At 40.2% G+C, this 25,928-nt stretch carries 29 protein-coding genes; 7 read left to right on the forward strand and 22 right to left on the reverse strand.

The genetic code is table 11. The features are described from left to right. Window positions 1-29: 29 nt before the first annotated feature. Entirely contained in the window at window positions 30-1,208 is a 1,179-nt protein-coding gene (locus tag IGI44_RS15750; RefSeq protein ID WP_438788732.1) for an alpha/beta fold hydrolase, read from the reverse strand. A 105-nt stretch (window positions 1,209-1,313) separates the two neighbouring features. Here IGI44_RS15750 and IGI44_RS15755 point away from each other — a divergent pair, with 105 nt between their 5' ends. Beyond that, a complete protein-coding gene (locus IGI44_RS15755; RefSeq protein WP_438788733.1) occupies window positions 1,314-1,928 on the forward strand; it encodes a TetR/AcrR family transcriptional regulator in 615 nt (204 codons plus the stop codon). Between the two features lie 33 nt (window positions 1,929-1,961). On the opposite strand, the gene IGI44_RS15760 is transcribed toward IGI44_RS15755, so the two are convergent. The 10 genes from IGI44_RS15760 to IGI44_RS15805 all read right to left on the reverse strand — a co-directional run bounded on the left by IGI44_RS15760 (window position 1,962) and on the right by IGI44_RS15805 (window position 10,353). After that, a complete protein-coding gene (locus IGI44_RS15760; protein ID WP_438788735.1) occupies window positions 1,962-2,429 on the reverse strand; it encodes a VOC family protein in 468 nt (155 codons plus the stop codon). 142 nt (window positions 2,430-2,571) lie between these two features. After that, entirely contained in the window at window positions 2,572-3,279 is a 708-nt protein-coding gene (gene alsE, locus IGI44_RS15765) for a D-allulose 6-phosphate 3-epimerase (protein WP_438788736.1), read from the reverse strand. A gap of 16 nt (window positions 3,280-3,295) precedes the next feature. Further along, window positions 3,296-4,396, reverse strand: a complete 1,101-nt coding sequence (locus IGI44_RS15770; protein ID WP_438788738.1) for a PTS fructose transporter subunit IIC — start codon at window positions 4,394-4,396, stop codon at window positions 3,296-3,298. 13 nt (window positions 4,397-4,409) lie between these two features. After that, entirely contained in the window at window positions 4,410-4,859 is a 450-nt protein-coding gene (locus IGI44_RS15775) for a PTS sugar transporter subunit IIA (protein ID WP_438788740.1), read from the reverse strand. 11 nt (window positions 4,860-4,870) lie between these two features. Further along, window positions 4,871-5,188 (reverse strand): PTS fructose transporter subunit IIB, encoded by a 318-nt coding sequence (locus IGI44_RS15780; protein WP_438788742.1) that lies wholly within the window; start codon window positions 5,186-5,188, stop codon window positions 4,871-4,873. Window positions 5,189-5,191: 3 nt separating this feature from the next. Beyond that, entirely contained in the window at window positions 5,192-5,614 is a 423-nt protein-coding gene (locus IGI44_RS15785; protein WP_438788743.1) for a PTS sugar transporter subunit IIA, read from the reverse strand. After that, the gene (locus IGI44_RS15790) at window positions 5,601-7,088 is read right to left on the reverse strand and encodes a BglG family transcription antiterminator (RefSeq protein WP_438788745.1); all 1,488 of its coding nucleotides are present in this window, start codon (window positions 7,086-7,088) and stop codon (window positions 5,601-5,603) included. The genes IGI44_RS15785 and IGI44_RS15790 overlap by 14 nt, the downstream gene beginning before the upstream one ends. A gap of 270 nt (window positions 7,089-7,358) precedes the next feature. Next, complete coding sequence (locus IGI44_RS15795; RefSeq protein ID WP_438788746.1) at window positions 7,359-8,669, reverse strand: TPM domain-containing protein; 1,311 nt, start codon at window positions 8,667-8,669, stop codon at window positions 7,359-7,361. A gap of 15 nt (window positions 8,670-8,684) precedes the next feature. Then, window positions 8,685-9,257 carry a LemA family protein gene (locus IGI44_RS15800; protein WP_438788747.1) on the reverse strand — a complete coding sequence of 191 codons (573 nt, stop codon included), beginning with the start codon at window positions 9,255-9,257 and terminating at the stop codon, window positions 8,685-8,687. A 202-nt stretch (window positions 9,258-9,459) separates the two neighbouring features. Next, window positions 9,460-10,353 (reverse strand): helix-turn-helix domain-containing protein, encoded by an 894-nt coding sequence (locus IGI44_RS15805; protein ID WP_438788749.1) that lies wholly within the window; start codon window positions 10,351-10,353, stop codon window positions 9,460-9,462. Between the two features lie 216 nt (window positions 10,354-10,569). Between IGI44_RS15805 and IGI44_RS15810 the strand changes: the two genes are divergently transcribed. Continuing rightward, the gene (locus IGI44_RS15810; protein WP_438788750.1) at window positions 10,570-11,757 is read left to right on the forward strand and encodes a M28 family peptidase; all 1,188 of its coding nucleotides are present in this window, start codon (window positions 10,570-10,572) and stop codon (window positions 11,755-11,757) included. Window positions 11,758-11,975: 218 nt separating this feature from the next. Here IGI44_RS15810 and IGI44_RS15815 read toward each other — a convergent pair whose 3' ends face one another. Next, a complete protein-coding gene (locus IGI44_RS15815; protein WP_438788751.1) occupies window positions 11,976-12,788 on the reverse strand; it encodes a LysR substrate-binding domain-containing protein in 813 nt (270 codons plus the stop codon). Between the two features lie 225 nt (window positions 12,789-13,013). On the opposite strand from IGI44_RS15815, the gene IGI44_RS15820 reads away from it, so the two are divergent. Then, window positions 13,014-14,021 carry a YeiH family protein gene (locus IGI44_RS15820; protein WP_438788752.1) on the forward strand — a complete coding sequence of 336 codons (1,008 nt, stop codon included), beginning with the start codon at window positions 13,014-13,016 and terminating at the stop codon, window positions 14,019-14,021. Window position 14,022: 1 nt separating this feature from the next. Here the strand turns inward: IGI44_RS15820 and IGI44_RS15825 are convergent, their stop codons facing one another. The 9 genes from IGI44_RS15825 to IGI44_RS15865 all read right to left on the reverse strand — a co-directional run bounded on the left by IGI44_RS15825 (window position 14,023) and on the right by IGI44_RS15865 (window position 20,503). Continuing rightward, the gene (locus tag IGI44_RS15825; RefSeq protein ID WP_438788753.1) at window positions 14,023-14,655 is read right to left on the reverse strand and encodes a copper homeostasis protein CutC; all 633 of its coding nucleotides are present in this window, start codon (window positions 14,653-14,655) and stop codon (window positions 14,023-14,025) included. Between the two features lie 21 nt (window positions 14,656-14,676). Next, complete coding sequence (locus IGI44_RS15830) at window positions 14,677-15,846, reverse strand: MalY/PatB family protein (RefSeq protein ID WP_438788754.1); 1,170 nt, start codon at window positions 15,844-15,846, stop codon at window positions 14,677-14,679. A gap of 95 nt (window positions 15,847-15,941) precedes the next feature. Next, complete coding sequence (locus IGI44_RS15835) at window positions 15,942-16,646, reverse strand: SIS domain-containing protein (RefSeq protein ID WP_438788756.1); 705 nt, start codon at window positions 16,644-16,646, stop codon at window positions 15,942-15,944. 63 nt (window positions 16,647-16,709) lie between these two features. Next, a complete protein-coding gene (locus IGI44_RS15840) occupies window positions 16,710-17,525 on the reverse strand; it encodes a PTS system mannose/fructose/sorbose family transporter subunit IID (protein WP_438788757.1) in 816 nt (271 codons plus the stop codon). Further along, entirely contained in the window at window positions 17,500-18,318 is an 819-nt protein-coding gene (locus tag IGI44_RS15845; RefSeq protein ID WP_438788759.1) for a PTS mannose/fructose/sorbose/N-acetylgalactosamine transporter subunit IIC, read from the reverse strand. The genes IGI44_RS15840 and IGI44_RS15845 overlap by 26 nt, the downstream gene beginning before the upstream one ends. Before the next feature lies 1 nt (window position 18,319). Beyond that, window positions 18,320-18,802, reverse strand: a complete 483-nt coding sequence (locus tag IGI44_RS15850) for a PTS system mannose/fructose/N-acetylgalactosamine-transporter subunit IIB (RefSeq protein WP_438788760.1) — start codon at window positions 18,800-18,802, stop codon at window positions 18,320-18,322. An 18-nt stretch (window positions 18,803-18,820) separates the two neighbouring features. Continuing rightward, window positions 18,821-19,171 (reverse strand): PTS sugar transporter subunit IIA, encoded by a 351-nt coding sequence (locus IGI44_RS15855; protein WP_438788762.1) that lies wholly within the window; start codon window positions 19,169-19,171, stop codon window positions 18,821-18,823. 12 nt (window positions 19,172-19,183) lie between these two features. Next, window positions 19,184-19,879, reverse strand: a complete 696-nt coding sequence (locus IGI44_RS15860) for a GntR family transcriptional regulator (RefSeq protein ID WP_438788763.1) — start codon at window positions 19,877-19,879, stop codon at window positions 19,184-19,186. Window positions 19,880-20,083: 204 nt separating this feature from the next. Beyond that, entirely contained in the window at window positions 20,084-20,503 is a 420-nt protein-coding gene (locus IGI44_RS15865; protein WP_438788764.1) for a RidA family protein, read from the reverse strand. 450 nt (window positions 20,504-20,953) lie between these two features. Between IGI44_RS15865 and IGI44_RS15870 the strand changes: the two genes are divergently transcribed. The 3 genes from IGI44_RS15870 (at window position 20,954) to IGI44_RS15880 (ending at window position 24,006) form a co-directional block, all read left to right on the forward strand. After that, window positions 20,954-21,739: a TraX family protein gene (locus tag IGI44_RS15870; RefSeq protein WP_438788766.1), complete on the forward strand. Its 786-nt coding sequence runs from the start codon at window positions 20,954-20,956 to the stop codon at window positions 21,737-21,739. A 347-nt stretch (window positions 21,740-22,086) separates the two neighbouring features. Further along, a complete protein-coding gene (locus tag IGI44_RS15875) occupies window positions 22,087-23,457 on the forward strand; it encodes an MFS transporter (protein ID WP_438788767.1) in 1,371 nt (456 codons plus the stop codon). A 93-nt stretch (window positions 23,458-23,550) separates the two neighbouring features. Continuing rightward, on the forward strand, window positions 23,551-24,006 hold the full coding sequence (locus IGI44_RS15880; RefSeq protein WP_438788768.1) for a helix-turn-helix domain-containing protein: 456 nt from the start codon (window positions 23,551-23,553) through the stop codon (window positions 24,004-24,006). Between the two features lie 25 nt (window positions 24,007-24,031). On the opposite strand, the gene IGI44_RS15885 is transcribed toward IGI44_RS15880, so the two are convergent. Next, window positions 24,032-25,240: an MFS transporter gene (locus tag IGI44_RS15885; protein ID WP_438788769.1), complete on the reverse strand. Its 1,209-nt coding sequence runs from the start codon at window positions 25,238-25,240 to the stop codon at window positions 24,032-24,034. Window positions 25,241-25,559: 319 nt separating this feature from the next. On the opposite strand from IGI44_RS15885, the gene IGI44_RS15890 reads away from it, so the two are divergent. Beyond that, window positions 25,560-25,913 carry a winged helix-turn-helix transcriptional regulator gene (locus tag IGI44_RS15890; RefSeq protein WP_438788771.1) on the forward strand — a complete coding sequence of 118 codons (354 nt, stop codon included), beginning with the start codon at window positions 25,560-25,562 and terminating at the stop codon, window positions 25,911-25,913. The last annotated feature ends 15 nt before the right edge of the window (window positions 25,914-25,928 follow it).

The raw sequence follows: 25,928 nt of genomic DNA on the forward strand, positions 1-25,928 counted from the left end.
CACGTTTTTTAATCGTGGATGCTCTAGTCTTATTTTGTATTTAAAGCAATTTGCTGAATCTTTTCTGCGAAAAGTTCTGGTTCATTGATCCAAGGGTTATGTCCGGAGTGCTCAAACCAAATGATTTCCTTGCTGGGAGCGACTAATTTTTGATAGTAATCTTCAGCTAAGCTAAGTGGCGCATTGATATCGTGCTTGCCTAGTAAAAAATAGACAGGAATATCTAGTCTTGAGTAATCCTTCCTCAAATCTACATCGTATAGTTGCGGATACACATGATTGAAGGTTTGCAGAATGCCCCGCAGATAATTGATCTTATCCAAGATGCCATACTCTTTCGCTGTAAGATCCCGCATCGTTTGGAAGCCGCTATTCTGAATCTCAGGATTTCTTGCCATCCTTTGACTGAGGTAGTTGAGATAGGTCGCGCTTTTGGTGGTAACTGAATTGCCATAATAAGGCGGTTCGCCATTTTTTCTTAGCGTATTCACGACCTTTTGATCCCCATTTTCTTTTGCTAGCTTCATTGCCAGCGCATAATCGATTTTCTCCGTCTCTTCAAATGCCACCATTTGGCCGGTGCCTATAAATGCATGGTAAAGCTCCGGTTGTTCTTTTGCCATAAAAATCCCTAGTGCACTCCCCCACGATTCTCCCAACAAATAGAGCTTCTTTTGCTTGAACTCTTTTAATAGTGAACGAACTAATACCGTACCATCCTTCACATAAATTTCAGGTGTCAGCTTTTTCCGCGGGATCGCTGAAAAGGATTTCCCCGAGCCAGGCTGCTCCCAGTTAACCACGATAAAATCCTTTTCCAGTTCTGCCAGTTCATAACGAGTAGCGGCTAATTGAGACCCTCCTGGTCCCCCAGCCAAAAATAAAAGAATGGGCTTATTGCGGTTTTCTCCTCGAAGGCTGATCCATTCCTTCCGCCCATTCAAACGAACTTCCCTCAGCTCTGCAATACTATTTTCTTTCGCCATTTTCGGTGTTGTTGCCGTTAGTTGGGTGACAACTACCAGACCGCCGGCTAACACACTGAGAATCAGGATACTCCACATAGCTCTTCTAACCCCTTTTGTGACAAATACTGGATTTCTTCCGCGGATACGCTTAGATAAATAGGTCAATAATTTAATCATCAATACGAAACTGAGCAAAGCAAGTACAAGTACAAATACGACGAATATAACTGATACCAACAAAACAATCCCTCCTTCATTTTTGACCGCTGTTCAATAATTTCATCATAACAACTTTTTGAACGATGGTCAACTTCTTGTGATATACTATTTTGGGAGGCTGATACGATGAGTAAAAGAGAATTGATTTTAGATGCCTTGCAGGAACTACTTTACGAAGGAACTGCTGGAACCGCATCTGTTCAAGATATTGCCACGAAGGCTGGAATTGCTAAAGGTGGGCTATACTATTATTTCAAAAGCAAAGAAGAAGTCTTGGATGCTTTAGTCGAACGTCAATACAGCAACGTCATTGATACCTGTCAAACCAAGCTAGCCGCTGTAAAGGCCCCTGCTTTAGAAAAGATAAAGCTATTACTGTACTTTTATCGCAGTACTGCTGTCGATCATACGATTGATAGTGCTTTACACGAACCTCAGAATGCCGCGATTCATCAGAAATCAATGGCTTTTATCATGCAGCGGCTTGCACCGATCGTTGGCGATATTCTACAGCAAGGAGTCGATGAAAAGATCTTTGTCTGTGAACAACCTGAACAGCAGGCGGAAATTTTACTGTCACCGATTATTTTTTTACTTGATCCTGGATTATTTACTTGGACGGATCAAGAAGTACAAATAAAACTAAAGACTTTAGCACAAATGCTGGAAGCTAGTCTGCAAGCACCCTCTGGAGCATTTGCCTTTCTCTATGAACAGTGGACACAACAACAATTAAAATAGAAAAAAGGTTGAAGACCGCGGTCTTCAACCTTTTTAACTATTCAACATATTTTCGACGATTTCTATCCCAAGAAAGGTCTTTTCGCCTAATTCTTCCACAGTCATTCCCTCTGCAGCCAAGCGTTTTACCATCACTGTTAGATCTTCGCCAACTTGGATGACATGCTTATCAGGATCATAGAAACAGGCCACCTTTTGCCCCCAAGGCATCGTTGCGACGTCTCGCAAAAAGTCCAAGTTTTCCTCTTTCGTGCGTTCAACAAAGTCATCAAAATCCTTTGTCTCAAAATAGAATTCTACCGTATTGTTCTGATAGTTGAAAGCTTCTTGGTCACAGCCAGTGAAACGAATCCACGATTCTTCCGTCTGCAATGATAAGCCCCCATTAAAGGTGACATTCTCGCCGAAATCAGAGACGATATCTACCTCTAAAAATTTCCGATAGAATGCTTTTGATCGCTCCATGTCCTTTACTACCAGCATCGGTCCTCGATATTCCATGACATTCCTCCATTCTTTAAAACGGTTACATTATTGTTTACTATATCACAAAAGCGTTCTTTGTGTTTAGGCAATTTCACTTACGCATTTTTTCTAGGAGACGACAAAAATCTTGGAGTCTTTTACGACTCCAAGATTCTTGTTATTCGCTTACTTCTGCGTAACGAATTTTTTTACCCGTCATTTCTTCATAGTCATTGACCATGATTTCCCACGCTTTGGCAATATCTTCGTCTAAGCCGAACAGCCCACTTCGACCCACGATATAAATATCCGGTCCTGCCGCATCAATGCGTTTGAAGGATTTACGATTCGATGACCCATCCATTTCAATCACATAGCTGTAGCCTTTTTTCGCTCTTAACTCCCGCAGATCCACAATCTTATCCAAGGTACTTTCAATGAATCGTTGCCCTGCAAAACCCGGATCGATCGTCATGATCGTGATTTTGTCGACTAACTCAATATAAGGGAAAATTGTTTCGATCGGTGTTTCAGGGTTTAATACGATACCAGCCTTCAAGCCAGCATCATGGATTTGATCGATCAAACGAAACGCGAGACCATCCAATACTTCCGCATGCATACAGATCCATTCACAATGCAGATCAATCAATTGCTGCACCCAAAAACTAGGGTCTGTTACCATTAAATGGGCAGACATTGGTAATGTCGTAATTTTTCGTAGTTCCTCGATAAACCATGGGGATAATGTAATATTTGGTACATAATGCCCGTCCATAATATCGATATGGTAGGAGTCTACTTGGTCATTCAAAAAGGTAATCTGTTCTTTAAACTTGTCTAAGTCCATCGTCATTAGCGATGGTGAAAATTCTACTTTATTCATGTGGCGTCACACTTTCCTAAAAAATTTGAATGTCTTCTAAATTAATCTCGTCTTCTTCTTTTTCTACTTGCATCGCTGCATCTTCTTCAGTCACATTTTTCTTAATTACAGCTAATACAACTGCTGTTACGACCACATTGACTAAGATTGCGATCACACCTGCCCAGGGTCTCGACATCGTTGGAATCATCAGCACCCCACCAAATGGAACGGTTGCATCTGCTCCTAAGATCATTGTTGTTGCGCCTCCGGCAAAGCCGCCGATCGCGGTCGCTGCAACTCCCCGGACAAGATCGTTCATAACTAGTGGAATGACGCCTTCAACGATATTGATAACACCCATTGGTACTGCTGATTTTAACGTTTCTACTTCTAATTTCGTATAGATGTTTTTACCAAATAGCTTGGCGATAAAGAACGCCAATCCAAAACCAATTGGTGTTGCCGTATTCACCAGCTGCAAAGCAGTGATTGGGCCGTTCAAGCCTTCCGCCTGCATCGTTAAAACAAAAGCGAAAACTGTTTTATTGATCGGTCCGCCGTAATCAACCCCGCTCAATAGCCCAATTACACCGCCGAATACTAATAAAGAAGAATTGCCTAAGCCATCTAAAAAGTTCGTTAACAATGACGTTAATGCCGCAATTGGCGCGCCGATGATGTATACCATGATCAAGCCGCCGATGATCGATGTTAAAAATGGAATAACTAGTGTTGGCATTAACCCTTTTGCCCAATTCGGCAGTTTGACATATTTTAAAATTGCTACTACTAAATAACCTGCTAAGTAACCGCCTAAAATTCCGCCGATAAAACCAGCACCGATCGCATTTGCTGTCAAACCAATGATAAAGCCGGGAGCGATCCCTGGTTTACCGCCGATTGAATAAGAAATTCCCGTTGCAATCACAACTGGTAACAGGCCTAAACCTTTACCACCCATTGTTGCTAAGGCATCCCAGATCGTGAATTGTCCTTGTACTAATGCATCTTGACTAGAACCGCCAAAAGCCATGCCGATGGCAATCAAGAAACCAGCTCCACAGACGATCGGAATCAAGTAAGAGATCGCCGTCAACAAGTGGCCTTTAAGATTTAACTCTTTTATTTTTTTCATTTTTCTTCCTCCATTAAGCGAATGCTTCAACAACATCTTCAGGCTTTTTCGCCTGCAACAAATTGCCAACTACTTCATCGTTCCCCAGTTTTCTGGCAAAGAGCGACAATAATTTCAAATGATTGGTCGCACCGTCAGTATCATTGCCCACTGCGAAAAGAATGATGCCCTTTACCCCTTTTCCGTCTAAACTTTCCCAAGGGATCTCCTCTTGATTGATTCCAATCGCTACACCTACCTTATTGACATAGGAGCTTTTTCCATGGGGAATCGCGATATAGTTTCCAATCCCTGTCTGGCCTTCTGCCTCACGGGCATAAATATCTTTGATGAATCCTTCTACTTCTGAAATATAGCCATTCGTCAACAACTGATGGGCCAAATCATTCAACGCATCATCTTTGGTCTTAGCAGTCATATTGGTCTTAACGATGTCTAAATCCACGATATCCTTTACTTCCATTAGAATTCCCCCTACACCTTCTGAGCAACAACCTCTTGTGCTTTTTCAATCAATTTATTTGGTGACTTGACAGCGATCTCCGTCGGCACCTGGATGATACGTTTGCCTTCAAAGCGCTCACGTCCAGAAATTTTCACGTCTACCGCTAAGATCACGATATCGGCTTGATTGATTTCTTCTTGTGTTAATTCATTTTCAATTCCAATTGTTCCTTGCGTTTCTACTTTCATTTCACAGCCCGCTTTTTTTGCGGCATTTTCTAATTTTTCTTGCGCGATATACGTATGGGCAATTCCCACTGTACATGCAGCTACTCCAACTATTTTCATAAGTTATTCCTCCAATTTTTGATAAAAAAGTTCTTCATTTTCAGCATTCAGTAATGCTTCTAAAAATTCTTCGTCTGCCAATTGACGCATGAATTGTGCGATTCGCTTCTTTGTTGCCTGAGTTTCTCCACTCTTCAATAAAATTGTAATAATTAATTGAACCGCTGGAGTTTTCTCATCCAGATCAATCGGTTCGGCTAAACGAATCAGTAATACCTGACTTTGTTCGATCTTGCGGCTTTCTAAATGAGGCAAAATTACGTGCTCGGCGATCATCGTGTTGCCGACTTCTTCCCGTTGCTTCAAAGATGCGATCAGTTCTTCAGCTTCTGCTGGATTAGCAAATTCTGCGATAAAACGCTGAATCTGGTCTTTATTCGTTAATAGTTGATCTAAAAAGACACTGAAAAAATTATCGTTCATCATAAATCGCCTCGATTTTCTTTTGCAAACGGTTTTGATCGTCTCTGGTAAACATCGCACTGACCAATAAGGATGGTACTGAGATCGTATCACTGACATTAATCGTCGTTAAGATCAAATCAATTCCTGGATATTTTTCCATAAATTGTTTGGCATCCCGTGAAGCGATCACGTCAACGATCTCCAACTCAGGAAACTTCTTTTCAATCTTGACTCGTAACAGCTCAGATGTCCCAACACCGGTCGTACACATAATGACCGTTCGAATCGGCAATTGATTGGTCTCAATGATGCGGGCAAAGTACAAGGTGATAAAGCCGTTCTCGTCTTCATTGATCTTTGGCAGATCAAAGCGCTGGCTGACTTCATCCGAAACATTTGCGACATCCGTAAAGATCGTTTCATAGGTCATTTTGATCTGATCCAACAGGCTATTTTTCACATGAATCCCGTGGCCCAAACGGTTGATCATCGGTTTGATATGATTCGCCAAATCCAGAAAAATCGATTCTCCTTTAATCGGGATGTTCAAACGCTGACTCATTCCGTTCAAATACATATTCGTGATTTCCACGACTTTTGAAGAAAACTTTGTCACCTTACTCAAGGAACCCTGCATCCGTGAAGAGGACAGATACTTATAGAGATAGTAAACTTCCGACTCTGGCAAGTCACTGTGCAAGTAATTCTCCACCTGATTGATTGCCGCTTTAGCGACTTGATAAAGAGCCATATCCTGCTGCAGCCCTTCTTGTTCCTTTTGAGAAAGCGGACTCATTTCTTCATTTGGTAAATGATGAACCTTCCGCAAACGGCTAATCAAAATATACAAATGAGAAAAGATATTGACATTATAAGGATAAGGAATCGTTAGCTTTAATTGTTTTTCGATCAGCTTTAGTTGGTCTAAAATGAACAACACATCATAATTATTAAAGTTCAACTCTGAATGATTCTTCAGCTCATCAATCTCAATAATGTTGTGCATTTGAATCAAATCAGCTATTGCTCGACGAATACTCGCTTCTTTTCCTAAAACAGCTAGCGTTCGTTGCTTTCGTTCCAACTTTAAATCATAACGCTGTAAATGCTCTGAGATAATTTGTTCGTCACTGAAAATGACTGATTCACCAACATAGTATTCTTCAAACAGGTCATAAACATTCTTCGCATTAGGTGACGAGAGCAATAACTCTTCCATCACACGATTTCTCCGCTCCTGCGGTGAATATTGACTCCGTTGACTGGGTTGAAACTGTGTTTGGCTGATGTATTTTTCGTAATCTAATTTGTAGCCTCGCCCCTTTTCTGACTGGATCAGTCCTTCGCCATAAGTTTCATTGATTTTTTTGATTAGGCGATAAATCGTTTTTTGCGAAGTTCCTAGGTGCTCCGCCAATTCATCGGACGTGATGTAATCATGTCGTTTCGTTAGAAGTAGTAACAGCCTTTGTTCACGATTTTTCTTTGCTCCCACGGCTATCAACCTCCCCTTCTTGTTTTTATCATAACCTGTCAGAAAGAAAACGCTTCACTCGTTTTTGACCGTTGCAACGGACAAAAAATAAAGCCCCTCACGTTTATTATAGTCAGGAAGCGGTTGGAACGCAGAAAATATGTGAATAATTCATAAAAAATATGACCAGTCACTTATAAATCCAGCAAAAAGGAATGCCTAGCTTTTTAGTCCAAACACAAAAAAGCGCGAGACTTAAGTTTGTCCCACGCTTGCTTTGCTGCTATTCACTTACCAGCCGCCTGAAGCTCCGCCACCACCGGACGAACCGCCGCCGAAGGACCCCCATGATGAACCGCCGCCTGAGCCGCTATCATGATCGGACCAATTACTAGAATTGTAATTTGACGCTAAATAAGCCGTCGTCAATACATCCCCATTACCGGAATATAACGTATCGCCAATTAAAATACGACCGAACATTTTTTTCTCCGCGGAAGGATTACGCAACAGTCTTCCTTGTATGATCGCCCGTCGAATGCCACCTACTGACATTCCGATTAATAACCCACTTAATAGAATTTGATAGAGCTCTGTATGTTTAACCGCTCTCTGCAATTCTTCATCCGCTGTAATCGAAGCCGTCTCTGATTGGTACTTTTTATAGTTTTCTTTGAGACACACTCGCGCTCGCAACAGGTTCACTACTAATAATAGACTGACAAAGACCAGCAATCCTAAAACTACCATGCCTGTCCAATGGAAGAACATCAGCTGTGTCCGCTGACTCTTGACCTTTTTAATTTGCGAATCTACCAAAGCCGTCTTCGTGTTCATGATCCCAAACACTTCATCAACTACTTGGTTGACCCCTGTATCGTAATCTCCATCCTTAAAGGCCTCTACGACATCATCATTATTGATGATATCATCCGCTTTCCCATCAGGAATTAACCCTTCTATCCCATAGCCGACTTCCAAACGAAATTCTCGTTCATCCAACGCGATTAGATACAACACGCCGTTATTTTCAGTCTTATTACCAATTCCTAATTGATTGAAGATTTTATTGGCATAAGATTCAATATCCTCTCCTCGAGGCAATTCTGGTACCGTAACAACTTCTAATTGTGCGCCATTAGTACTTGCCGCTAATTGCTTATTTAATTGATAAATTTTTTCCTTTGTTTTCTGACTTAGCATATTGGCGTTGTCAGAAATAAAGATGTTGTTCTTATTAATGGTCAAACGACCATCGGTTTCCTTAATCGCCACATCGTAATTGTTGGCTTTTTTAGGGTATTCCTTCAAATTCGCCAAATTATCATTCAAAGTTGTTTTAAAGGATTGGTTGACGGTCACTTTTTTACCAGACAAAATATCTTCTCGATCTTGATCTAACTTCGTCAATTGCTGATCATAGGTCGCCTTTTTATCTCCATAACTGCTGGTCGTAAAGCGATTGAACAAACCAAACCCGCTGATCAGCAATACAAAAACTAAAATTAGGGAAAAGACTCCATTACGTTTACGTAACTTACGATAGTTTTCAACGACCTCTTGATGGAGCCGTTCCCCTGAAGCACGCTGTTCCCTTTTCATTTTTCTCACCCATTCTTATTCAAAGCTGACATCTGGCACTTCTTTGGCCTTATCATCTGCTTTAAAATTCGCCTTTTTATCGAATCCTAACACCTTCGCTGCCATGTTTTTAGGAAAACGAACCAAGCTTTGGTTGTAGTCATTGACTTGTTCAATGTAGTTTTTCCGTTCTACAGAGATTCGATTTTCCGTTCCTTCCAGCTGTACCATCAACGTTTTCACATTTTCATTCGAAGCTAACGTTGGGTAACTTTCTTGGATCACATTCACCATCGTTCCTAAACTTTGATCAATTTGATTATTTGCTTCATTTTTTTCTGCCGGTGTCTTCGCATTGTTATAAGCTTTACGCGCATCCGTAATTTGTTTGACAATTTTTTCTTCATGTTTCATGCTGCCTTGAACGCTATTGACCAGATTTGGAATTAAATCCGCCCGTCGCTGCATTACATTTTCCACTTGTGACCATTTTGCATCCACATCGTTTTCTGCTGAAGCCAATGAGTTATATGTCGTTATTAAATAGGCTCCGATTGCCAGAGCAATCACGACAATCCCAACAATGATACCTGAACCTCTTCGTTTCATTTTTATCCCAACCTTTTTCTGATTTATTTGTTATCTGTGATTGAGCTAATTATAGCATTCGGGTAGTGGGACGCCTCAGACTTTCGACTGATTTTTTAGCTAAGCGGTTGACAAAAAATTCACCTGACTTTTTTCCTTCATATAATGAGACAAGAAAAAGCACACAAACTTTTTACTCAGGAAGTTCGTGTACTTTTGATTGTTAGCTTAAATAGACTGGTCGTGCTTCAATATAGCCGCGATATCCCTGTGGTTCTAGTTGAATTCGTGGTCCCTCATTTTCGGCCCATCTACAATTGTTCAAGCTAGGGTCATACGTATCGATTTGCTTCATCACAGCCTCAATCGCCTCATCGAAACGCGCTTCATCATAGGGATCTCCTTGAAACAGCAACATCGTACAGGCAGGAAGATCAATCATTTCAAAGCCTTCAGGAATAAGCCCTTGATAATCAACAGGGACTTCCACTCCTTGAGCATATACAGAAGTACCGGCCGGCCGCAAATCTTCCGGTAGCCATAAGCCAACTGGTTCATATAAGGCTTCTTTGATACTTGCAAGAATCCCCCAAACATCACAGCCTACTTCTTTCGCATAAGCAAGATATGTTTCCGCTTCTTTCCCCCGTAATAGAATTAGCTTACGAGCCGGAAATTCAATAAGTCGAACATGGAGATTCTTAGACAACGGCGGCAAATCGTCATGCTCTTCGCCCATTAAATAGTAGCTTTCCACCGGATAGGGAGTAAATAATGGAATCGGTGGTGTCTTTTTTTGATAAGCCTTCGGTGTGACGCCGAACTGTTTGCGAAAAGCTCGAGTAAAACCCTCATGCGAATCGAAGACAAAATCTAAAGCAACATCAATCACTCGTAGCTCTTCATCTCGTAATACTAAAGCAGCCTTAGACAACTGCAGCTTGCGAATGTATTCGAACGGCGATTTATCTGTGTACTCTTTAAACATTTTGGCACAATGCCAAGGTGAATAGCCCGCTTGCTGAGCCAGTGCATGCAGGGTAATGTCTTCTTCTAAATGTTCTTCGATATAGGACTGCATGCGTGTGACTGCTGCAGCATGTTCTAAGTTCGTCATAATCCCTCCACTATTTTTTTCCGTTACCCACAAATGCACAAGGAAGGTCAAGAAATGCTCTCGCCTCTCTCCTATACTTATGGTATCAACTAAAGAGAAAGCAGTCCAACTTTTCCAGCAGAAATATTGTTTAACGAAAGTCTAGAAAGCGGAACTGCAAGTAAAGAATGTAGTTGAGCGAACGATGATTAAAAAAATTAAAAGGAGTGTTTCAAAATGGAGAGCATCAAAAACAGCTTAGGACGTCATATGGAGAAATTGTGTCAGGAGATCGGACCACGTGCCACAGGGTCAGCAGGAAATCAAGCAGCGGTCGAATACGCCGCGAAAACATTTCGTTCATTGGGTTATGAGGTTCGCTTGCAGGAATTTCCGTGTATGGATTGGCAAAATGACGGTGCGGAATTGATCGTTGATGGTCAATCAGTAGAAGTAGAAGCCGCGGAATATGCGATGCCTTGTCATGTTAGCGGAGAGTTAGTCTGCGTTCAAACAATCGAAGAATTAGCGGCAGCGGATTTAACCAATAAAATTTGCATGATGTACGGCAAACTTTGTAAAGAACCGCTTATGCCAAAAAGTATGGTCTTTTGGAACCCTGAAGAACATCAAGCAATTATTCGGGAACTAGAACAAAAACAACCGTTAGCCGTGATTACCGTAAGTTTTCTTGAAGATGTCCCTGTACCGATTATTCAAGATGGCGACTTCAATGTTCCATGTGGAACAGTCAAAGGATCGCTTTTACCTTCACTGTTAAATAAAAAAACGGCGACTTTACGTCTGATGACAGAGCGTAAACCGGCTACAGCCGCAAATGTTATTGCAACTTTCGGCAAAGGAAAAAAGCTTGCCTATTCCGCTCATATCGATACCAAACCTACCACTCCTGGCGCGCTAGATAACGGTACGGGAGTCGCAATTCTGCTGACTTTAGCTGAACAATTAATCCAAACGGAACGAGAGAATCAACTTGAATTTGTCTTATTTAACGGAGAAGACTATTATTCAATGCCTGGTGAAATGACCTTTATGGAACAATCCTTAAGCCAACCGGCAGAATACGCATTCGCCATTAACATTGATGGTGCGGGAATGCAAAATAGTACCGTATCCTACTCGCTCTATGAATGCACAGAACAATTAACCGATCAGCTAGAAAATTTTGCTACGAACTATCCGACCGTTGAAAAGGTTGAACCTTGGCCAATGGGAGATCATATGCTATTCGCTGGTGCGGGAATTCCAGCGGTCGCTATCGCTTCAACGCAAATGTATCTATTGATGGAAGCGGTGATGCACACGCCGAAGGATAACTTATCAATCGTTGATTTTCAACGGCTAGAAGAAACGGTCATTTTCTTGAGTGAACTGACACGATTCAAGCAAGCCCAACACAAATGATGCAACTAAAAACTGCCGACCGTTACCAGGCCGGCAGTTTCTTTACATCTAAAATTATTGCCTGAACTTACGGCTATCCACTCACTATTAGCCCTGTATTTTTTGATAATGAAACAGAAAGACGGGCTCATTTTTGCTCAAGGATTTTATGTACAAAAAGCATGAAGAAGTGATTGAGGAAGCGGAACGGTCGTGCACTTTTCACGTACGTTACGTTTTTACTGCTTGCTCCATTCACAAATGAAAGCAGCGCATTTTTCAATATCATCAGAAGCATTGGTCTTTCGACGAATGAGGTAAAAATTTCGTTTATAGCTATCCCCTAGCATCTCGTAAGGAATTTCTTTAGCCGCTCGTTCTGAAATCAACGAACAGCCAAACCCTTGCTTCAATAAGCCAACGATCACTTCATTATTTTGAATCTCCATGGTCGGGCCCTCTATATCCTTCTCTTCCAAAAAACGTTTCGTATAATAATAGACACCTGAGGTATTTTCCCGCACGAGCCAAGGCCCCTGCTCCACATCACCGGCTAAAACCAATTGATCCTCCATTAACGGAAAGCGTTTGATACTCGGTGCAGATAACGGCTTTTCAATGAAGCCTAAATCGACAGTATGATGTTCAACTGCCTGGAATACCTCTAAAGAATTCATCATTTGAACACTAAACCGAATTTGTGGAAAGTCTTGTTGCAATTGGATTAGAAGCGAAGGCAAAATATAATTGGCAAATGTATGGGAAGCACCAATCACGCAACGCACGATCTGTTGTTGATTGGTTTGAACTGCTTGATATAGATTATCCCAATCGTCCATTAAATCAACAGACCGTTCGTATAAGATTTCTGCTTGTGGTGTGATCAAAACCTCTTTTCTCCCACTACGAATAAATAATTGTGTCCCCAGTTCATTCTCTAATTGCTTAATTTGAGCTGAAACTGTTGGTTGGGAAATAAAAAGTATTTCCGAGGCTTTAGAAAAATTTTTTGTCTCATATACCACTTTAAACGTTTCTAGCCATTTAAACATCGTAATCACTTCCATTAATTTTTTCTATCTAAGGTATTATATCAATAAATTCTAATAATGAAAGTTATCGGTTATAATTTATTGTGCAAATGAAATGTCGATGAAAAACCATTGAATTTTTACAAAATAAAAAGTTTTTAATAACAAGAACTATCTAATTATCTAAAATATTCACTGGTTGCATAGATTGTCTCTACAGGTTACTTACAAGAAAGAGGTCGAAAGATGTTTACTACTTTTTATACTAAAACAAAACCAATCTTGCCAGGTTTGGGATTGTCCGTAAGTGTGGCAGTCTTAGCAAAGCTGTTGGCATTGCTGATACCGAAACTCGGCGGGGCTACCTTAGCCATTTTATTAGGAATCATTTTAGGAAATACCTTATTCAAACAACCAGCCTTAGCCGCTGGAACTAAGTTCTCTGAAAGTCGTTTATTGGAATATTCAGTCGTCTTGCTAGGGTTTACTGTGACCTTCCAAACGATTGGAGAAATGGGAGTCAAAGGTCTAGTCTTCATCCTAATGATCATGACAACGGTGATTATCGGTGCCTATTGGATCGGTCGAAAACTTGGATTTAATGAAAAAATGGCCTTGATGATGGCTGGAGGAAACGCTGTCTGTGGTTCTTCTGCGATTGGCGCAATTGCACCAGCGATTGAAGCGAAGGACGAGGAAAAAGGACAAATTATTACCTTGGTCAATTTATTGGGAACAGTGATGATGTTAACCCTGCCTTTTTTAGGAATGTCACTTTTCGACGATTCCCTGTTGAGTAAAAGTGCTTTACTTGGTGGTACATTACAATCCGTTGGGCAGGTTGTTGCAGGAGCCAGCTTGGTTAATCCTGAAACAGTGAAATACGCAATGCTTTTTAAAATAACAAGGATCATTTTTCTAGTCGTTGTCGTTTTTCTATTCGAACGCAAAGCAAAGCAGGATGGACTAGTAGCAACCAAAGGATCAAAGAAAAAATTTCCGATCCCTTGGTACGTCACTTGTTTTTTGATTTTTTGTATCATCAATAGCTGCGTTTCTTTGCCGTCTATCTTTAGTGATGGGGCTCACTTTATCAGTACTTGGTTCGAAACAACTGCGTTAGCCGCTATCGGATTGCGTTTAGATTTCCGAAAATTCTTAAAAGAAGGCCCACGTTTCTTACTTTATGGCCTATCGGTTGGTGCGGTTCAAACTGTCGCTGCTTTAGTATTTATTCTGATTTTGCATATCTAATCTAAACATTAACGATTTTTGTTCCATGCGCTTCAGAGGAATCTAATTGTGAAAAAACTTGATTAACATTATCAAAACGAATTCCTGCTCCCGGCAAAATAATGATTCGTCCGTTCGCATAGCTGATCAATTTTTTTAAATGCGGAATATTTTCAACAATAGTAGTTTTAGCACTACCTCCATGTGTCAAAATGCGTTTAACACCATGGTCGACTAGCCAATCAATAGCTCTATATTGATTTTCAACACTTAGTTCGTCAAATGCCATATGAAAAGTAACATCCAGTGCTTCTGCTTGTTCCAATAGTGATTGAATGAGTTCTTCATCCAACCATCCAGCTTTAAGACAACCAAAAACGATTCCGTCTGCATGTAACTTTTTGCATATCTCTATATCTGCTTTCATGATTGTTGCTTCTGCTTCATCATACTCGAAGTTCCCGCCTCTTGGTCTGATCATTACCATGGTGGGAATATTTTTTTCTTTTGTATAAGAAAGTGTTTGTTTAATTACACCGTAACTCGGCGTGGTTCCACCTTCCGCAAGGTTATCGCAAAGCTCAATTCTACCAGCCCCCGCTTCAATGGCTTGCGGGATATGTTCAAAATTTTCAGCGCAAAATTCCTTAATCATCTTGTGTCTCCTTTTCATTTACTAGATCTTCTTTTCTTCAAGGGCTCTCACTATTCGAGTCATACCTACTTCTAAAATAGCTAGTGGACAGCCGAAATTAATTCGAATATAATTACCGTCATTTTCTTTAAAAATCGTGCCCTCATGCACATCAACACCAAACTGATTTTTTAAAACCTTCCTGATTTCATTAGAATCCCTGCATGGACTATCGATGATCCTCAACCACGCGAGATAGGAGCCTTCAGATTTGATCAGTTCTATCCGGTCAATTCCAGCAATAAAATGTTCGAGATAACGATAGTTTTCCTCCAAGATCTTAATCAACTCGTCTATCCACGCAAGTGCTTGATTGGGATTCCCGTATAAAGTCTTCAACAGTTCTATTGCAAATAGATCTAGGTCATTCAACCCCTTCAGTTTGAAAGCAGCTTCCATTCTTTCCTTTATCTCAATATTTCTGGTAATAGCATAGGATGCCTTTATTCCCGCCACATTGAACGTTTTTGCTGGAGAAGAAAGAACAATCACTTTTTCTTTAGGTCGGCAGTTTCGTAAAACCGAATGGAAAGTATGCCCTTTAAAGATAAGATCTCCATGAATTTCATCGGAGATCAAATATAGTTTTTTCAGTCGTACCAGCTGCTTTATTTCCTCTAATTCTTGCTCATTCCAAACGCGTCCGACTGGATTATGAGGGTTACACAGAACGATAGCTTCAATCTTGGGATCATCCATCACTCTCTGTCTTGTTCGTTCAATATCAATCTGATAATTACCATCTCTTTTTAAAAGCGGTATTTCGATTACTTCAATTCCACTAGTTTTCGCAATTGTCATCAATGGCGGATAGATTGGTGTAAACAACAGAATCTTTCCTTCTGTTGTTATGAGTGTTTCCAAAATTACGCGATAGCTGTGCAAAACACTAGTTGAAAAAAGAATGTCCGTTTCATCAACTTTACAATTATAATGATCTTTATACCATCTACTAATTCCTTCATTTATTTCTTTAGGAATGTCCGTATATCCAAAATAATCTGCTTGTACTCTAGTGATTAAGTGTTCTCCCAAAAAAGATGGTGACTTAAAATCCATATCAGCAATCCAAAAAGGAAGAATATCCTTTGTTCCATACCGTGACCATTTCTTTGAATAGGTCTGCTTTCTAATCTCTGCAATTGCCTTCATTGCCTACTCCAATCATGTCCTTAGTTTTTCAAGTTTTTACCTAAAATTCTAAAAAGGTCTCAAACTTGAAAAAGACAAGTTCAAGACCTCGCTTCTTAAATGTGGAAGATCCGATCAGCATAGTTATTCTCTATTTCTAAATTCCGCTCATGTCCGCCATCAACATTGGCACTCATATATACTGGCGGTTCAAAGCCCTTCTCAACCATAATTTTAATCGCTTCATACATTGTTTGCTGCAAAAGTAATGTTGCAGCAAAGGAAGAAGTTCCACAAACTTTTGTCTCTAAGCCTTCGATTTCTAATGCCGCATCACCAAATCCTGAGTGATTATCTAGCACAACATCCGCAAACTCATACAACATTTTTCCACTATGATGGCGTGAGGTCGTTGCTTTCGAAATGTCCAAAGCAGTAACAACAATCAGTTTGTTGCCACGTTTCTTGACCTCTTCCGCAATTTCGATAGCCATCGGATTTCTTCCTGAGTTTGAGATCAAGAAGAAAATATCATTAGGATTGACCATTACTTTATGCATCAATGTTTTTCCAACACCTGCACATTGTTCATACATGCCCCCAGCTGGATCCATAATGGTTTTTGATGTGATCAATCCCCCGGCACGTCCGCTGATTTCAATCGCCGCTGCATAGGAATGTCCACTACCGAATGCTTGAGTGATTCCACCATTCATAATTCCCTCAGCTACGATCTCAGCCGCCTTGGAAATATTTTCACCTTCAGTTTCCTCAAGAATTTGAGTGATTCGTTTGCATTCTTCAAAAAATTCTAATGTCATTTTTCTGTCCCCTTTTTCATCCTGATGTATTATTTTCTAACCTTCTAACCACGTACCATTTCCTTAACCTAAAATCTTAAGATTGTAAAAAACAATCGATAATACCATGACTAATAGAATAGCTTTTGTTGATGTCATTCCCTTTTTACCTAAAAGCCAATAAACAAGAGCAACCAAGCAGGCTGGAATTAGCGCTGGCATGATCTGATCAAGAATCTCTTGTAGCTTCATCGTCACCTCACCAGATTTATAAACGAAAGAAACATTCGCGGTAATAACCGTTGGAATTAGTGCACCAACGACAGTCACTCCTAATAAAATTGCGGCATCCGTCAACGCATTAAGTTTGTCGCTGAATTCATTGACTAGTTTTAATCCCTGTTTGTAACCAAATGGGAGAAAGGTAAATCTGGCAATACAAATGGCAATATTTACCATTAGCCAAATGATTACTCCTGTCACGTTGCCTTTTTGCCCCATATAAGCAGCGATTGAACCTAATACAGTTGGAATTAGAACACCAAAGATTGTATCCCCGACGCCAGCAAAAGGTCCCATCAAACCAGTTTTTATTCCGGTAATAACTTCTTTTGATTCAAAACCTTCCTGTTCTTCAATTGCCAGATCCATACCGACAATAAAGTGTCCCATCATTGGATTACAGTTGAAGAATTGGTTGTGTGTCTCTAGCATTTCTTTTAGCTGTTCTTTGTTATCCCCGTATTTTTTCTCTAGGAAAGGCAGCATCGTGTAGATATAGCCCGTAGACATCATACGTTCATAATTCCAACAAATTTGACTTGCTAACAGCCAACGATAGCTTGCTCGGAAAAGATCTTTTTTAGTGATAGTATTATTCTTCGTATTCTCCATCTTCATAGCCTCCTAAAGTGATAGTTGTATTAGCCGCCGCTACTGTAGCTGTCTCAACGTTCTTCTCCTCACCAGCTTTACGGTTGAAATGATTGATCGCCAGAGCAAAACCGACTAATGCCACCCCCAGCATAGGTACGTTTAAATACGCCGCGAGAAAGAATCCGGCAATTAAATAAGCAATATACTTGTTCGTAGGAAGATACTTCAACAAAACAGCGATCCCGACTACCGGAAGCAAGCCCCCAGCTACCTTCAATCCGCCCATTAACCAATCAGGCATATCATTGACGATCACATCAACTACTTTTTGTCCGAAAATAAGCATGATCCCTACTGGAATAGCACGAGATAAGCCCCAAGGAAACATTCCTAAAACAGTGTTTCTAGCGATCCCTTTTGTGTCCAACTCCTCAATGTTTTTATCGATTCTGTGTAAGAAGAACGTGTTGGCAAAACGAGCTAGGACATCCAATTGAACCATCAGCAATCCGACTGGAACCGCGATCGCTAATGCAAATTCGATTCCTTTTCCGGAAATGTGTGCAAAAGCTGTACCAACAATCGCCCCGGTCGTAAAGTCAGGAACGGAAGCGCCTCCATAAGTACCAACACCAAGAACCATCAGCTGCAACGTAGCACCGATCGTCAATCCCAAAGTCACATCACCAACAATTAATCCTGCAATCGTCCCAACGATTACTGGAAATTGCATACCGATAACCAGAGTCAAGTTATCTAAAATACAAAAGAACGAAAAGATAATCAACAGAGCAATTTGCCAAGTAGCTAGTTCCATATTAGTTCTCCCCCTTCAATAACTTCATGAAGTCACTTTTGTCTTCGTTTGGTACCATTTGAGCGGTTAACTTCACACCCTTCTCGTTTAAATAATTAAAGGCTGCAATATCCTCAGGCGTAACACCAATAGATTTTGCGACTTGTTTTGACCCTTTTTTAGCAGACATATTTCCAACATTGATCTCTTTTAACGCTACACCCTTGTCTACCAATTCCACCAATGTCGCTGGATTTTTTACAATCAGAAAAACCCTTTGATCATCGTATTGCCCATTCTGGATTCGAGCAGAAGCACCTTTAGTTGTTAAAATACTAAGTTTGACTGAATTCGGCTTTGCCATTTTAAGAACATCTTTTTCCATCTCATTTTTAACAACTGCGTTATCGACCACCATAATCCGATTCACCTTTAAGTGATTCGTCCACATAGTTGCTACTTGACCATGGATCAAACGTTCATCAATTCGAACATTAACTATCATGTTTTTCGCCTCCAATTTCTATAGCTCCTTGATGGAATCCTTTGCATCCCTTAAACTACTCTCAGCACTTTCTCCCATAACTAAACTGAGTACCATTGATAGATTCAATCCCGTAAATACCCTTACCCCGTTACTATTCTTTTTGGTCAACAGAGCCGCATTTGCTGGACTGCCTCCAGGAATATCACAATAAATTGATACCTCATCCTCAGCAAATGCTATCCGTTTATTGTATTGCTCGATAATATCTGTCACAGACATCTCTTCTGTAAAATCAATCGTGAAGATATTGTCCTGCTTTCCTGCAATCATCTCTACGCTATTTTTTATCATTTCCCCGTACTTGCCATGTCCGCATAAAAGAATCATCTTCTCACCTTCCTAAACGGATGCCACAGTGACATCGAAGTAGTTATATTTTTTGTATGACAGAATAAATTCAATTAACTTGTTGTCATTCGAAAATGTTTTCTGCGTCATGAGCACGACTGGTTCTGTATCCGACAACTTTAATAAGTCTTTTATCTCATCAGGAACAGGAAACAGAATTTTGAAATTCTCTTCAAACTTGGCATTGAACAAATTGATGTTTTTCTTTTCGCGAACCGTGTCGTAGATCGATTTCAATTGTTCCTTAGAAGCTCCTTGAATATAGTTTGAATCAATATAAGTAACTGCTAGTTGGATTGCTTCATTCTTCGCATATTTCAAACGAGTGATTTTTTGGACCTCAATACCTTCCTCGAACTCCCCCAGAATCTCCGAAGTTAACTCGTTTTGAACGGAGATAACCTCTGTGTGTTCATCGCTGCGATCATAATACTTATAATCATTTTCGAAATATCGGACTGTTGATCCTCTAAGTGCTTTCGTAACAAAAGTCCCTTTCCCTTGAACTCGATGAACGTATCCTTCAGAAACAAGTTCATTGAGTGCTTTCACGACGGTCGTCGAACTTACGTTATATTTATTCTTTAGATCTGATTCACTAGAAATTTTTTGTCCCGGCTGAAATTCCTTAGAGAGTATTTTTTTTACAATATCATTTTTTATTTCTTCGTACTTTGCTATAGCCATAACTTTACTCCTTTCACCAACTTAACACGTTAACCTGTTAACACCTTGATAATAGCATCTCAAAATAGATATTGCAAGCGTTTTCTAAAATTCGTTTTTCACGGATAGTCAGAAAACTAAAAATAAATAGAATTTCTGAGATACTATAAAAAAGCCTTCCTGCTATTAAGCAGGAAGGCTGCATTACATTTATCAAGACATTTATTACTCCACAACCGCAATGATTTCTACTTCAACCAGTGCTCCCTTTGGTAAATCTGCCACCCCAACACAAGATCGACTAGGTTTTTCCTTATCAAAGAAGCTAGCATAAATTTGATTGAAGGCAGCAAAATCGGACATATTTTTCAAAAAACAAGTTGTTTTTACTACCTGATCATAGTCTGAACCGACAGCTTTTAAGACGCCCCCGACATTTCGCAATACTTGGTAGGTTTGATCCTCGATTGTTTCCCCTACTAACTCTCCGCTCACCGGATCTAACGCAATCTGACCAGATGCATACAACATTCCATTAACAACTTTTCCTTGAACATACGGTCCAATGGCTTGCGGTGCTTCTTTTGTTTCCACCGTGTAGCATGGCTCTTCTTGAAAGCTCACTTCTGTTACATTATTTTCCATTTTTTCCACTCCTTTTTTAAATGCGATTAACCAACAACTCGTCTCATTTTTTACATAATTGCCTCTTTTGCTGATGTTGTTAAAACAAGAACTAAAAAAAGCATCACACCGTGATTGGTGGGATGCTTGGAGAATCCCACTCAACAAATGTCAAACAGGACTTCAAACTGTTTTTCCAAAACAGATTTCAAGTCCTCAGTCTAATAATAATGATCATTTGTCTAGTAGTCGTCGCGTTCATAGAAATTCTCCTTTTTAAAATTAAATTTAAATGGCATTTAAATTAATTTATGATTGTAATGATAGCGGAGGTTGCTTTTAATGTCAATGAGTTTAAAGAATTTTCTGACATTTATATCTCACATTTTTGTAAGAAGATTGTTCGTTCAATAAATGGTTGCTTGAAAAAAAATCCGTTATTCTACTATTAAGAAAGAGAGGAGTTTTTTCATGAATAAAGGGATGAATGGTTTCCAGTTGAAAGTTTTAGGGGTCGTGACAATGGTGCTCGACCACATTGCGGAGTTTTTTCTATTTTTAGGAGTGCCAATGTGGTTTCATTGGATTGGTCGTATCGCCGCACCGATTTTTCTTTTTGAAAGTTCAGAAGGTTTTGTCCACACCCGTAATCGAAAAAAATATATGTTCCGTCTATTGGCCGGCTTTTGGTTGATGGGGATCATCAATATGATTTTGAATCGTTACTTTGCGGTTGGAGACGCAATCGTTATCAATAATATTTTTGGCACGTTATTCTTAGGTACGGTCTACATGCAAGCATGCGAATACGTTAAAGAACGTAAAGTCGCTAAGGGAGTGCTTTGGTTCCTTGTTCCAACTCTCTTAAGTGTTTTAGCAATGGGTCTATTGTCTAGCGGATTGCTTGACTCTAAAATTGGCTTGCTCCTATTCCAAACATTCAATTTACTTGTACCAACACTATTATTGACTGAAGGCGGAATTCTGTTTGTTCTATTAGCCGTTTTATTTTACCTTTTCCACGGCAATAAATTTTTACAGGTTGCAGCGTTAGTAATTATCGCTCTCATTACGTTAGTGACTGGCGGTGTACAACATGCATTTACAATGAACTACCAATGGATGATGATGCTTTCAGCAATTCCAATCATTTTATACAATGGTGAAAAAGGACGCAGTATGCGGAATTTCTTCTACATTTTTTACCCTGCACACATTGCTATTTTTGCCATCATCAGCTTTTTGATCCAACGCTAAACTTGACCTTCTCCATAAAAAGTTTTACAATGCTTTTTGTGAATAAATCGTACAGATAACACGCGCTGCGTGTCGAGAGAGAGGCGGTTTCTATTAATTTAGAAACCACCTCTCTTTTTGCAGTTAATAAAAATAGGTTGATCGTTAAATTCACTGTTTGATAATTTTAGGCATCCCGCGTACTTTAGCAGAATGGTCTGCATGACGAAATGAATATTCATTTTTCTGCTTTTTAGAAAAATGATTTCTTTACTATAAGTTAGCCACCAAATCCGCTTCCCGCTCTAACAATATAGTGAAAACTCCCTATTTTAAAGGTATCTGTCAAATTAAAGTGAGGTTATTATATGAAAGAAACGAAAATCCATTTGTTACTAGCAGTCCTTGCCACGGGGATCATGTCCTTTGCGGGAGTCTTAATCGAAACCGCCATGAATGTGACCTTCCCCACCCTGATTAAGCAATTCGGAATATCCACTGGTATGGTGCAATGGGTCACAACCATTTATCTCTTAGTCATCTCCATTATGGTGCCCTTTTCCAATTATTTATTAAAAAACTTTTCGATTCGAAAATTGTTTATCATTGCGAATCTCTTTTTCATTGTTGGATTGGTAACAGATTTGTGGGCGCCCTCTTACAGTATTTTATTGATTGGACGTTTACTGCAAGGAATCAGTACCGGAATCGCGTTACCCTTGATGTTCCACATTATCTTAAATTTCACCCCTATGCATAAACGCGGAACGATGATGGGCGTGGGCACACTGACAACGTCCATTGCTCCAGCAATCGGACCAACTTATGGCGGGATTATGACTGCAAGTCTTTCTTGGCATGCGATCTTCTTATTTTTATTACCGATTTTAGTGCTTTCACTAATCATTGGTCTTTATGCCATTCCAGAAATACCTGTCAAAAAAACTGGTGCATTAGATATTGTCAGTCTCATTGGCGTTGCATTGCTCTTCAGTGGATTATTGATGTTCTTAAATCAAATTGGAAGCTTAGTGAGTCTACTTTCATTGGCAGTTGGTATCCTTGGTTTAGGGGTCTTCTATCGGCAAGCAACACGGGGAAAAAATCCTTTAGTTCGAATCACCGTTTTGAAAAATAAAGTCTTCGTCCTATTTCTGTGCGGTTTCTTAGTTTGTCAGTTCTTATTATTAGGAATTTCCTTTGTCTTGCCGAACTTCGTTCAAATCGTTTTAGGTAAGGACGCCTTTATCGCTGGCCTTGTCATGATGCCTGGTGCGGCTGTTGGTGCGATCTTAGCACCGATCTCCGGTCGCGTCTTGGATTCATTCGGTGCGAAAAAACCAATCTTACTAGGCTTGAGCTTTGCTACCATCGGCTGGATCGCCTTGACTCTGTTGTTACGCTCGCCGTTTTTACTTGGTTTCGTTGCAGGACATGTTTTTTATATGATCGGTATCGGTTTTTCTTACAGTAACCTAATGACCACGGGGATGAATTTGCTATCTGAAGATGAATACGGCGATGGAAATACATTGTTCAATACCTTGCAGCAATTCTCTGGCGCGGTTGCTACCGCGATCGTTGCAACAATCATCAATTTAGCGCAGCAAGCCCAATCGAACTTTATCGCTGCCACCATCACAGGCTCGCAAATTTCACTGCTATTCTTATTGGCTTTATTGCTTACCGTCTTGATTGCTTGTTTCATTCATTTTCGTAAAGCAGCCACTCCTGCTTAATGTTAAAATAACGGGCAAATGTTCAGCCGATACTCGCTAGTTTTTATATCAAATCCTGCTAAACTTAACTTATCAAGTTTGGAGGGATACATCATGACATTAGGAACGAATTTCTTCAATGCACGAAAAAAAAGAGGCTTGTCACAAGAAGAAGTCGCAGAAAAACTCGGTGTAAGCAGACAGACGATTTCAAAATGGGAACTGGATGAAACGTTGCCTGATATTAACCAATCGAAGAAATTAGCCGTCACATACAAGGTTTCTTTGGATGAATTGATCGAATTTGATCCGGATCTTAACGATATTAAAGAAGTGATTGCCAAAACGAGTGAAGAAAAACAAGCAAAAGTCGATTGGACGAATGTCTGGGTGGAAAAATACCCCATTTTAGCGACTTATCAAACGGAAGTCGATTTGAATGACTACATTCCAAAAATAAAAGATATGCTTCTGCTTTTGAAAAAGAATTATGGCTATAACGATCAAGAGGCCTTTTTAGTCTTAAAAGATATTCTGGCTCAAATTTGGAAGGATACAAAGAGACCGTGACGAGTGTTCGTCACGGTTTTTCTGTTTACTCTTCACATTCGGTCATTTCATTTGATGTTTCTGGTGATTCGCTTTTCTTCACTTGCCCAATCAAAAGAATCGCTAAGAATACAATCACGGATCCAAAAATAGGTGTGTAGGCGATCCCCAGTTTCCCAGTTACTTGCGCCCCCACAGTTGAACCAAACGTAATCCCGATATTAAAGGCGGCAATATTAAACGCCGAGGCTAAAGTAATATCTTGCGGTACATATTTCTCCGCTAACTGTACAACATATAATTGCAGTCCTGGTACATTCATGAAGGCAAACAAGCCCAAAAGCAGAGCCGCCAGCAAACCTAAAATAGTATTCCCAATCAAAGTAGTCACAAATAAGAATACCAGAGCTGCCATTAAAAGACCGAACATTTTAATCAACGAAGCCAACGGTTTTTCATTGGCAAGATGCCCACCAATCGTATTGCCAATCGCCACCATTACTCCGTAAACAATCAAAATAATGACCACGGCACTAGCTGAAAATCCAAAGCCTTCTAAAATGGGCGATAGATACGTATAAGCCGCAAAGGTTCCACCATAACCAAAGGCGGTGATTAAGAAGGACATAACTAATGGTTTATTGGTAAAAATTCGAACGAAGCCCTTCAAATCAACCTTACCTGGAATCGGTAACTGACGAGGCACTAAGAAGCTGCTGGCGATCAAGCCTAACAGACCAACCACTGCAATAAAGATAAAGGACATATTCCACGTGGTTTGTTGACCAATAAATGTTCCTAGTGGTACCCCAGTTACAGTCGCTACAGTCAAGCCTGTAAACATAATGGCGATCGCACTAGCACGACGGGAAGGTTCTACGACATCCGCCGCTATCACGGTGGAAACCGACATGAAGATCCCATGAGCCAGCGCCGCTAAAATACGACCCAGCAATAAAATCAGAAAGGTCGGTGCAAAGGCTGCTAATAAGTTCCCACTAATAAACAGCAGCATGATCCCGATCATCAGATTGCGACGATTCCATTTTCCGGTTAGTACCGTTAATAAAGGGGCTCCGATCGTGACGCCTAACGCGTATAAAGAAACGGTTAAACCGGCCTGAGCTAATGTGACATTGAAACTTTTAACGATCATCGGTAAAAGCCCCACACTAATAAATTCTGTTGACCCAATCGCAAAGGCATTGATTGCGAGAGCCAGTAACGTGAAGTTTGGTGAAATTTTCTTTTCCATGTTGTTCCTCCTTAGAAAGGTTTCATGAGCTCCTTCAACTTTGCCAGTTCCACTAATCGTGCTTCAGTCCGATTAGTGGAACTGTATACGTGACAATAATCAAAATCATTTTTCGCCCTTTTAACAAATGGTTTCTTAAATAGACGTTCGCTGAACGGTAAAGCTAGTTCATGAAACCAGCCATCAAAAAAGTATTTGTAACCTACGAGAAGATACTATATACTGTTGATGACCTTTTGATAAGTACCCACTTTTTTGTACTATAGGTACCTTTCAGTAACTTTTGGATTATATCAAGGTTTTTAGGAGGAAATTTATTTTGGAAAATCGTACATATATGATCGGTGTTGAAGCGACGATGGATGTCATTGGCGGAAAATGGAAACCTATTATTCTATGTAATCTCCGCCATGGACCCATGCGGCCTAGCGATTTGAAGCGGGGAATCACGGGTATCAGTCAAAAGATGCTGACGCAGCAACTGCGTGAATTGGAAGAGGATAACATCATTGATCGCAAAGTTTATCAGCAAGTCCCACCGAAAGTGGAGTATTCATTAAGCGACTACGGCCGCAGCCTATCAGATATTTTGGATAGTCTGTGCAATTGGGGCGAACAGCATGTTGCTCACCTGCAGGAACAAGGACAGGCTATTTGCTTGAAATCAAATTAAAATTCATAAAAAAAT

Source organism: Enterococcus sp. DIV0756, assembly GCF_051710745.1.
In the GTDB taxonomy this organism is placed as follows: domain Bacteria; phylum Bacillota; class Bacilli; order Lactobacillales; family Enterococcaceae; genus Enterococcus_A.